Origin of the sequence: Blautia sp. OF03-13, assembly GCF_003460685.1 — a bacterium.
Taxonomy (GTDB): domain Bacteria; phylum Bacillota; class Clostridia; order Lachnospirales; family Lachnospiraceae; genus Fusicatenibacter; species Fusicatenibacter saccharivorans.
Genome location: NZ_QTVR01000037.1, coordinates 1 through 10,215, shown reverse-complemented (window position 1 = coordinate 10,215; position 10,215 = coordinate 1). Strand labels below are relative to the sequence as shown.

The window sequence follows — 10,215 nt, the reverse complement described above, 5'->3', positions numbered from 1 at the left end:
TTACTGCGTCACAGATTTTCGTCGTACCCCGGTACGCCTTCAAATCTGTTCCTTGCAATTCGCGCTCTGCAGCACTGCCTTTTTTGCATTATTTTCGGGTCTTGCTATAATTATGGCACAAATAGAAACTGATAAAAAGGTACTCAGTTTTCACCGTTTACGATAGGAGTAGTCCTGATGGCGCAGAAACTGTTCAATGCGCAGACCATCTGCATCCTCTGTTATCTGATAATTGATCATGCGATCCATTTTATTCTATCCTCTTGTGCCTGCAAGCATAAAATCAGACACATCCTTTCTGCAAATCCTATTTATAACAAGTAAATTTTACCTTTATTTTTCACTTTTGGTTCTTGGCGAACTCTTGTATCATACACAAAATCTTCAAAAATTACAATAATCTTGAAATAGTGTTATGTTTCTTGGAATTTTATTATATCTTATTTTGGAACTTTTTCTTATAATAACATCATCAAGAAAAACAAAGAAAAGTAATCATAAAAGGAGGATTCAATTATGAAGAAGAAAAAGATTCTTGCACTTGTACTTGCAGCTTCAATGGCAGGAGGAATGCTTGCAGGATGTGGAGCCACATCAAGCGGAGATGAAACAGCGAAAGGAGATAAGTCATCCGGAAAAGTTTATTATCTGAACTTTAAACCAGAGCAGGCTGACCAGTGGGTAGAACTTGCAAAAGAGTATACAGATGAGACGGGTGTTCAGGTTGATGTACAGACAGCAGCATCAGGAACTTACGAGTCACAGTTGAAATCAGAGATGGCAAAAGATGAGGCACCAACATTGTTCCAGGTAAACGGACCGGTTGGACTTGCTACATGGAAAAATTATTGCTATGACCTTTCAGACAGCGATGTTTATAAAGATGTCGAGTCTGACGATTATATATTAAAAGATGGCGACGCAGTAGATGGAATCGCTTATGTTATTGAGACTTATGGTCTGATCTACAACAAAGCTCTTCTGAACAAATACTTCGAATTGCCGGATGCAAGTATCAAATCAATTGATGATCTGAATAACTTCCAGGCACTTAAGACAGTTGCAGAAGAGATTCAGGCACACAAAGATGATCTTGGAGTAGAAGGAGCTTTTACTTCAGCAGGAATGGATTCTTCCTCTGACTGGAGATTCAAGACACACCTTGCAAATCTTCCAATCTACTATGAGTATAAGGCAGACGGAATTGACAGCACAGATGCAATCAAAGGAACATACCTTGACAACTACAAACAGATCTGGGATCTGTATCTGAACAACTCTACATGTGAGCCATCTATGATTTCTTCTAAGACAGGAGATGACGCAGCAAGTGAATTTGCACTTGGCGAAGCAGTATTCTATCAGAATGGTACATGGGCTTACAATGATATCAAAGATAATGAAGTAGCAGATGAAGATATGGGAATGCTTCCAATCTACATCGGAGTTGATGGAGAAGAAAATCAGGGACTTTGTACAGGATCTGAGAACTACTGGTGTGTAAATAAGAACGCTTCAGAAGAAGACATTCAGGCAACACTTGATTTTATGAAATGGGTAGTTGAGAGCGATGAAGGTCGTGACATGCTGGCTAACGAGATGGGATTTGTAACACCGTTCACAACATTCTCAGATTACCTTCCGGACAACCCGCTTGTAAAAGCAAATGCTGAGTATACAGAGGCAGGAAAGACACCAGTAAGCTGGAACTTTACAACAATGCCATCTGAGAACTGGAAAAACAATCTTGGTGGAGCTCTTCTGAACTATGCACAGGGTACAGGCGCATGGGATAGTGTACAGACAGCATTTGTTGATGGATGGGCTGAAGAATACGCAGCAGCAAACGAATAAAAAAGACTTTTCACAGGATAGGCAGATAAAAAGGCTGTGAAATAGAGAAGAAGATCAAACAGCCTGCCAACGAGCATACCGGGGCAGGCTGAAATTATGTAATTAGAATTGTGAAAAGCAAAGGCGCAGAAAGGCTTTTTACAGAAAAGAAAGACAGGAGGAGAAGAACATGCAAAAAGCAATAAAGAGATATTTTCCGGTATTTGTATTACCGACGCTGATTGCATTCACGATAGGTTTCCTTGCACCGTTTGTGTTAGGCGTATATCTTTCGTTCTGCAAGTTCACAACGGTGACAGACGCTAAATTTATTGGACTTAGCAACTATGCAAAGATCCCTGGAGACGGAGATTTTCTTCACTCTCTTTGGTTTACCGCATTATTTACAATTGTGACAGTATTATTGATCAACATTTTTGCATTTGCGGTAGCAATGCTTTTGACAAAGAATATCAAGGGAACCAATATTTTCCGTACTGTATTTTTTATGCCGAACCTGATCGGTGGTATTGTACTTGGATATGTATGGCAGCTGTTATTAAATGGTATTCTGGCACATTTCCAGAAAACACTTACATATTCTTCAAAATATGGTTTCTGGGGATTGGTTATCCTGATGCTCTGGCAGCAGATTGGATACATGATGATCATCTACATCTCAGGAATCCAGAATATTCCTGGAGAGCTGATCGAGGCAGCACAGATTGATGGAGCGAATAAAGTACAGCTTTTAAGATATGTTACAATTCCGATGGTTATGCCATCCATTACAATCTGTACTTTCCTGACACTTACAAACGGATTTAAACTTTTCGACCAGAACCTTGCATTGACAAACGGTGGACCGGACAAGATGTCAGAAATGCTTGCCCTGAATATCTATTATACATTCTATGGAAGAACTGGCTGGGAAGGTGTAGGACAGGCGAAAGCAGTTATCTTCTTTATTATCGTAGGAGTGATTGCATTGATCCAGAATAAACTGACAACATCAAAGGAGGTGCAGCAGTAATGAATAAAAAAGTAAAACATGGTACATTATTAACCGTTATTTTTACACTACTCAGCCTGCTGTATCTGTATCCGATCATACTGGTATTTATCAACTCCTTTAAGAAAAAAGTCTATATCAGTAAAGCACCGTTCGAGATACCGACCGGAAAGATGTATGTCGGATTAGAGAACTATACCCGTGGTATTAAGCAGACAGGGCTGATTCAGGCATTTGGATGGAGTTTATTTATCACAATCTTATCTGTAGCAGTGATTATCTTATGTTGCTCCATGTGTGCATGGTATATCTGCCGCGTGAAGACAAAATTTACAAAGATCCTTTACATGCTTTGCCTGTTTGCAATGATCGTGCCATTCCAGATGGAAATGTTTACATTATCCAAGATCGCAAATATGCTTCATATGGGAAATCCGTGGGGACTGGTTGTGATCTACCTTGGATTTGGTGCAGGACTTTCCGTCTTTATGTTTACCGGGTTCATGAAATCCATTCCATTGGAGATTGAAGAGGCTGCAATGATTGATGGATGCACACCAATCCAGACATTCTTCAGAATTGTACTTCCGATTGCAAAGCCGACTTGCGTAACAGTTACAATTCTTCAGGCAATGTGGATTTGGAACGACTACCTGCTTCCATCACTTGTACTGGATCAGAGAAAATATAAGACAGTGCCGATGGCAGTTCAGTATCTGAAAGGTGGATACGGTTCTGTAGATATGGGAGCAATGATGGGAACTCTGGTTCTTGCAATTGTGCCGATTATCATCTTCTACCTGTTCTGCCAGAGATATATTATCGAAGGCGTTGTAGCCGGAGCGGTTAAAGGCTAGTGTGGACATTGTCTAAAAAATGAATTAAAATAGAATTATAAAAATTAAAAAAAGACAGCAGAGAGTGAGTGAACATTCCCTGCTGTTTTCGGACGTTATAAAAGGAATAGTGAAAATGTAAAGTGAACGTGTGGGAGGAGTGGGGAAATGATTACAATATTGATCGTGGATGATGAAAAACTGGAGCGAAGGGGAATCCGCTTTCTGTTAAAGAGGGAGGAAGGAGAATTCCAGATCCTAGAAGCAACGAATGGAAAGGATGCACTGGGAGTATTAGAATCAAACCATGTGGATATTTTATTTTCGGATGTAAAGATGCCTTATATGAATGGACTGGAGCTGACGAAAGCAGTGAGAGAAGATCATCCGGATATGGAAATCGTGATCTTCAGCGGATATAATGATTTCTCTTATGCAAGAGAAGCATTGCGGTATGGAGTTGTGGACTATGTTCTGAAGCCGGTTGATCCGGAGGAATTCCATAAGACTTTTCAACGAGTGATGGAAAATATTTCTTCTAAGATAGAGAAAAAAGAGCAGCAGGAAAAGAAAGAAGATTATCTGAAAAAATACTTTTTACTGAAATATCTGTATGGGGGAAAAGAGGAAGATTTTGTTCAGTTTAAGAAACTTACAGATGGAATGGAAGATGATCTGTCCCAATTTACCCGTATGGTTCTTGTCAGTGCCTCAAATGGATCTTCGAAACGGAAGAGGAACATTTCCTGATGAGCCTGAAGGAAGAGGTGCAGAGAGAGTTTCATTATGTGAATCTGAATTCGAATGAATCCATCTTTTTGTTCACGGAAAAATATGCAGATTATCATGGAATCGTAGAGAAAATGTACCGTTTTTTTGCGCACCAGTTTGACAGTGAATGTTATTTTGCAGTCAGTGAGGAAATCGAAGATGGAAAAAATCTGGCAGAGGAATTTAAGGTGCTGGAAGGAATGTTAGAAGAGCAGTTCTATCAGCCACGTCAGCATCTGTTTTTCCACGGGGAGAAGCAGGAAGAGAAGAAAGCTGATCCGGCAGAAGATTCTGAAATCATGGAACAGATTACGAAAGATATTCAATATAAAGATCTGCCACATCTCCGTCAGGATTTTCAGAGACTGGAAGAAAAATATCGTGCGCATAAGCAATTTTCGGATATGTATGTAAAGTTTGTATTTTCTGGAATTATGAAAGAATTGCTCGACCAGATGGAAGGGCTGGATGAAAAGATGCTTTCAAAGAGAGTGGATCGATTATATCGCTGCAGAAACCTTAATGATGTGATTGCTATAGTAGAAGAAGTACTTCAGGAATATGAACATTGCATGCAAGAGCAGGAAGATGGGTTCCGATCAGAAGTTACAACCGTGAAGGGATATATTTATCACCATTATAAGGAAAAGGATCTGGGAGCAGAGACACTTTCCGCAATGGTTTTTCTGTCACCGGGATATTTAAGTGCTGTATTTAAAGAAGAAACAGGGATGACACTGAACCGTTTTATCCGTGAAGTGCGAATGAATAAAGCAAAAGAGCTTTTAGAGACAACGAATATGAAAATCTCCCAAATTGCGAAAGAAGTAGGATTTTCCAATAACTCATACTTCTGCAGAAGTTTCAGAGAGTTTTTCGGAGATACACCGGAAGCATGCAGGAAAGGAATAGCGGCGGATGAAAAAACAAATACGGAAGTTGATCCATCGATTTGAAAATCTGAAATTTCGTAAAAAACTGTCTGTTTTGATGCTGATTGCAGGACTGGTTCCAGTAGGATTCCTTGCTTTTTCCATGCAGTATGGCATGATGAATCAATTGCGAGAGAAGGAACAGTACAATCTGGAGAAAATGTTGGAACAGTCAGTGAGTTCGATTGAGAATCAGTCTCAGATCTATAAGAACCTGGTTGATTATCTGTCTTATTCTCAAAATCTCAGGAATATTTTTGATGTGGAGACAGAGTCAGATTATGAGAAGTATTTGAAATATGTGAAGGTGGCTGATCCACTGTTGCAGATGCCGACGATCTATCACAAAGAGATCCAGAGCATTACATTATATTCTGACAATATAGAAGTGCCACATGGAGATACACTTCTTCCAATGTCGGAAGCGGAGAATCAACAGTGGTATTCCAGGTTGAATGAGGGAACATTAATGCAGTGGAGCATCACTCGCGGTGTGAATAAATCAATCATTGCCAGTCGGAAATTCTATGACAATGATACGATCAAAGCGGTGTTGGAGATGCGTCTGGATTATGAAAAAGTTCTTGAACCATTCATGAGCCAGCTTACAGATAATACAGGAGGCATGATTCAGGATGATAATGGAAATATTGTCTATGCCGAGTGTTCTATGGATAAGAAATATCGTCCGAAGGATATTGAGAGTCCGAAAGATATCAGTGAGAATTATTATCTGGTACAGCGGACAATGAAGGATACAGGATGGAATTTCTATATCTATCGTCCAAAGGCAGTAAGTGAAAACGCAATCCATAAGCTTTTGCTCAAAAATATTCCGATTATTTTGATCAGTGTTCTTCTTCTGAGTTTTCTGGGATATGTTTTTTCCCTCCGTATGGTATCGCAGTTGGAGTTATTGACTGAAAATATGAACCTGATCAATATGGGACTTCGTAAAGTTACCGTGCAGAGTAAATCCAAAGACGAGGTGGGTGTGCTGATCCGGTCATTTCGGCGCATGATGGATCAGATGAACCATTTGATCTCAGAAGTATATGAGAGTAAGATCCAGCTTCAGAACAGTGAGATGAGAGCACTGCAGGCACAGATCAATCCACATTTCCTTTATAATTCGCTTTCAATCATCAACTGGAAAGCAATTGAAGCGGGTGAGGATGAAATCAGTCATGTGACATTGGCACTGTCTACTTATTATCGGACAAGCCTAAATCGTGGTGAAACAATGACCACAGTGGCAAAAGAAATTGATAACATCCGTGCATATCTCAAAATCCAACTTGTTATGCATGATAACGAGTTCCGTGTGGTTGAACAGATTTCGGATGGTCTTAATGATTATCTGATACCGAAGTTGATCCTGCAGCCACTTGCAGAAAATGCAATCGATCATGGAATTGATGTGTCAGATAATGAGAATCCGACGTTGTGGCTGACGATTCGTGAAGAGGCTGAGCACATTTTCTTTGAAATCAGGGACAATGGTGCGGGAATGACGCAGGAGAAGGCGGATCAGATTCTGACATATCAGTCCTCCGGTTATGGTGTGCGAAATGTCTGTGACAGAATCCATGTCCTTTATGGAGAAAAAGGTGAGATGAAGATAGAAAGTACTCCAGGAAAAGGAACGCGGGTCTTTATCCGAATTCCGAAGAACACGGAGGCGAAGGTGTTATGAAAAACGATATGAAAAAGCGAATTCTCTCAGCCCAGCTTGCATTAATTTTATTGCTGATGCTTTGGTGCGGAACCTATTTGGAGACGAAGGAAAGTCAAAGACAGATGGAACAGTTAGAAGCATCTCAAAGTGAGTCTGGTGCAAGCAATGCAGTTGAAGTGAAAAGAAAGCTGATGTATAAAGCGATGCATACACCACTTGGGAAATATCCTGAGACTGTTACCTATACACTTGGCAAGATTGCAGGGGCGAATAATTCGAATCTTCCTGTAGGAGATACGTACGAAAATAATGCATATACGAGATATTTGAAGAAAATACTTAATATTCAGAATGAAGATGTCTTTGAATTGCAGGATGGCAATACTTATGAAGAGGCGGTCAATGTAGCGATTGAAGATCGTGATATTCCAGACGTGCTCGTTGTGAAGGGAAGAGATAACCTGCTCCGCCTGATTGAAGCAGGCCTGATCGAAGAACTTACAGAAACGTATGAAGAGTGTACGACAGATACGATCAAAGAAATGTATGAAAGTTATGGAGATTCTCTTTTACAGTCTGCAACCGTGGATGGAAAGCTATATGCATTTCCGAATACGGTGATTGACGATGGAACTCCGCTTCTTTGGCTGCGGAAAGACTGGATTGAGAAGTTGGGATTAAAGGAACCGGAAACAGTAGGAGAAGCGTTGGAAGTGATCCGGGCATTTGTAGAACAGGATGCAGCAGGAGACGGTCAGACAATCGGCCTTGCCTGTAGTACAGACGTGGTTGCCGGTGCGGATCAGACTTATGGAGTGGATGCAACTTTTATACATGCCGGTGCAATGCCATGTCACTGGATCCTGGATAAAAATGGAAATGTAGTTTATGGGTCGGTAACACAGGAAACAAAAGAAGCGCTTTTGAAACTTCACAATCTATATGAGGATGAGATACTCGACCAGAGATTCCTGTTACGAAAGACGGAAAACATAGATGATCTGTTAAAAACCGGACATTGCGGTGCTATCTGTGGACGCTGGTGGGCTCCGAATAACCCGTTGAGTGCAGCATATAATGTCGATTCAAATGCAGAGTGGAAACCGTATCTTTTAGACAAAGAACAGGTAAATGAGACGCAGAAGATATCAGTTTTTGAATCGTATGACCAGTGGATGTATGTGGTGGTGCGTAAAGGATATGAGCATCCGGAAATTGTAGCAAAGTATGTGAGTGCGATTTTTGATCAGTCTAGATATGCAAATGATAGTGCGGCAAGAGAAGTGAATGATTATTTTTCTATTAATGTAGATCCGACGGCCCGGCCACTGAATATTAATGTGGATTATGAGGATGCACTTTACCGTACGACAGAACATATTCAGGCAGCACTGGATAAGACGCTTGATGTATCAGAGCTTAGCGGTTTGGAAAAGTCTTATTTTAATACATGCAAATCTTACTTGAATGGACAGCTGACAACCGCGAATGGATGGGCGGCGTATGCGTCAAGAATTCAGGCTGTGGGGGAACTGCAGAAGGCAGGAATAACAAGTACATCGACATTGCCTCTGGAAAATGTAAATGCAGAAATTCCGCAAGAATTACAGGAACTGGAACAGGAAGCATTTCTTCAGATCATTAGTGGGGAGAAACCAGTGGATTACTTTGATACTTTTGTGGTAGAATGGTATGCAAACGGTGGAAAAGTGCTGACCGAACGGGTGCAGAACGCCTATGAAAGTGGAAAGAACTAAAAAGAATGGATATTAATCAGAGACTGACAGAAGAATTAAAGAAACAGATTCTGGCAGAGGAAACGCTTGTGGCAGTAGAAGACCTGTATCGCCCATATCGTCCAAAGCGCCGCACACGTGCGACAATCGCGAAGGAGAGAGCCGCTGGCTGCATTGGATCACATTGTAGAAGACAAAGGAACCGCTTGAGAAGACAGCGGAAGCTTATATCTCTGAAGAAAAAGGAGATTGTAGCAGAAAAAAAAAACAAAAAAACAGATACGGATGATTACCTACTTACGTTGGAGCAGAAAAAGTTTCAAAATAAATCAAAAAATATTGATGAAGTCTACCAGTCAGAGTCTTTTCGTTGTATAATGTCTTTGTCGTACAGGGTCACTTTCCTTTGGAATGTTTTGGAGCAAACTCATTATACATCAGAAAGCCCTGTACGATATTTTTTTATGAAAAAGTTGTAAAGTGGTGTTTACTCATAATACATATCAAAATCCCGATAGGTATCTTCATATTGTTTTAAACGTTCTACTATCATATCTTTTCGCTCATCATGGATTTTAGATATAATCGCATCAAATAAGCAATACATACAAATAGGTGAACTAAATCCCATACTGTCTTTTAACGGAGCAGCAAGAATTGTATAATCGGAAATATTAAAAAAAGGAGAAGAAACACTGTCTGTAATGGAGACAAGGGTTGCACCCATTTTTTTTGCAGAATCCGCATAACGATACGTCCATTTGGTATATCTGGCAAATGCTATGCTGATGACAACAGTTTTATCTGTGATATGATTTAATAAATCAAAACGAGGATCGTAAAATTCTTGGATAATGTGAGTATTACCAAGTAAAAGGTTCAGACGATTCCCAAACCAGTTGGCAGCATGATAAGAAGAGCGTGCTCCGGTTACCAGAATATGATCTGCATTCAGAAGAGCTTCTACGGTCTTGTCCAGAAGCTCTTCATCTATATGTGAGATCCAGTCTTGCAGTGCCTGCATTTCTCTGGAAAAAATTTTCTGATAAAATGTCTGATTTTGAATTTGCCCCTCTAGATTGCGCTGCGGTACAGAAAGAATTTCTTCACGAAGTTTTTGCTGCATGGCAGAAAAACTGTCAAAGCCAAGAGAATAAGCAAAACGAATAACAGTTGTTTCACTGACAGAAATATCCTTACTGAGTTTAGCTAGTGTTGCATAGCTGAATTCATCTTTATTATTTAAAATATATTCTGCAACTTTTCGTTGTCCTGCTGATAGTGAAGGGATTTTTTCATAGATTAGTTGATCCAGGCTCATTGTAACCTCCATAAATAAAATATCATATGACAAGTATAGCAAAAATTTTTTTTTTATTTCAATAGAGAATGTTATAAATTCGAAAAAGAATCAAAT

General features: G+C 40.0%; 9 protein-coding genes. 8 read left to right on the top strand and 1 reads right to left on the bottom strand.

Going from position 1 to position 10,215, the window contains the following annotated elements; all coding sequences use genetic code 11:
- Positions 1–516: 516 nt before the first annotated feature.
- The 8 genes from DXA55_RS16235 (at position 517) to DXA55_RS19670 (ending at position 9,277) form a co-directional block, all read left to right on the top strand.
- A complete protein-coding gene (locus DXA55_RS16235) occupies positions 517–1,854 on the top strand; it encodes an ABC transporter substrate-binding protein (protein ID WP_055222161.1) in 1,338 nt (445 codons plus the stop codon).
- Positions 1,855–2,023: 169 nt separating this feature from the next.
- Positions 2,024–2,866, top strand: coding sequence for a carbohydrate ABC transporter permease (locus DXA55_RS16230; protein ID WP_117814638.1), 843 nt, complete (start codon positions 2,024–2,026; stop codon positions 2,864–2,866).
- Positions 2,866–3,702: a carbohydrate ABC transporter permease gene (locus tag DXA55_RS16225; protein ID WP_117814637.1), complete on the top strand. Its 837-nt coding sequence runs from the start codon at positions 2,866–2,868 to the stop codon at positions 3,700–3,702. The genes DXA55_RS16230 and DXA55_RS16225 overlap by 1 nt, the downstream gene beginning before the upstream one ends.
- Positions 3,703–3,849: 147 nt before the next feature.
- Positions 3,850–4,431, top strand: coding sequence for a response regulator (locus tag DXA55_RS17990; protein WP_242998649.1), 582 nt, complete (start codon positions 3,850–3,852; stop codon positions 4,429–4,431).
- On the top strand, positions 4,431–5,408 hold the full coding sequence (locus DXA55_RS17985; RefSeq protein WP_242998648.1) for a helix-turn-helix domain-containing protein: 978 nt from the start codon (positions 4,431–4,433) through the stop codon (positions 5,406–5,408). Before DXA55_RS17990 ends, DXA55_RS17985 begins: the two co-directional genes overlap by 1 nt.
- The gene (locus tag DXA55_RS16215; protein WP_117761811.1) at positions 5,371–7,080 is read left to right on the top strand and encodes a sensor histidine kinase; all 1,710 of its coding nucleotides are present in this window, start codon (positions 5,371–5,373) and stop codon (positions 7,078–7,080) included. Before DXA55_RS17985 ends, DXA55_RS16215 begins: the two co-directional genes overlap by 38 nt.
- Complete coding sequence (locus DXA55_RS16210; RefSeq protein WP_117814636.1) at positions 7,077–8,819, top strand: extracellular solute-binding protein; 1,743 nt, start codon at positions 7,077–7,079, stop codon at positions 8,817–8,819. Before DXA55_RS16215 ends, DXA55_RS16210 begins: the two co-directional genes overlap by 4 nt.
- Before the next feature lie 5 nt (positions 8,820–8,824).
- The gene (locus DXA55_RS19670) at positions 8,825–9,277 is read left to right on the top strand and encodes a Tex-like N-terminal domain-containing protein (protein ID WP_330415357.1); all 453 of its coding nucleotides are present in this window, start codon (positions 8,825–8,827) and stop codon (positions 9,275–9,277) included.
- Between the two features lie 8 nt (positions 9,278–9,285).
- Here the strand turns inward: DXA55_RS19670 and DXA55_RS16200 are convergent, their stop codons facing one another.
- The gene (locus DXA55_RS16200) at positions 9,286–10,119 is read right to left on the bottom strand and encodes a MurR/RpiR family transcriptional regulator (protein WP_242998646.1); all 834 of its coding nucleotides are present in this window, start codon (positions 10,117–10,119) and stop codon (positions 9,286–9,288) included.
- Positions 10,120–10,215: the final 96 nt, after the last annotated feature.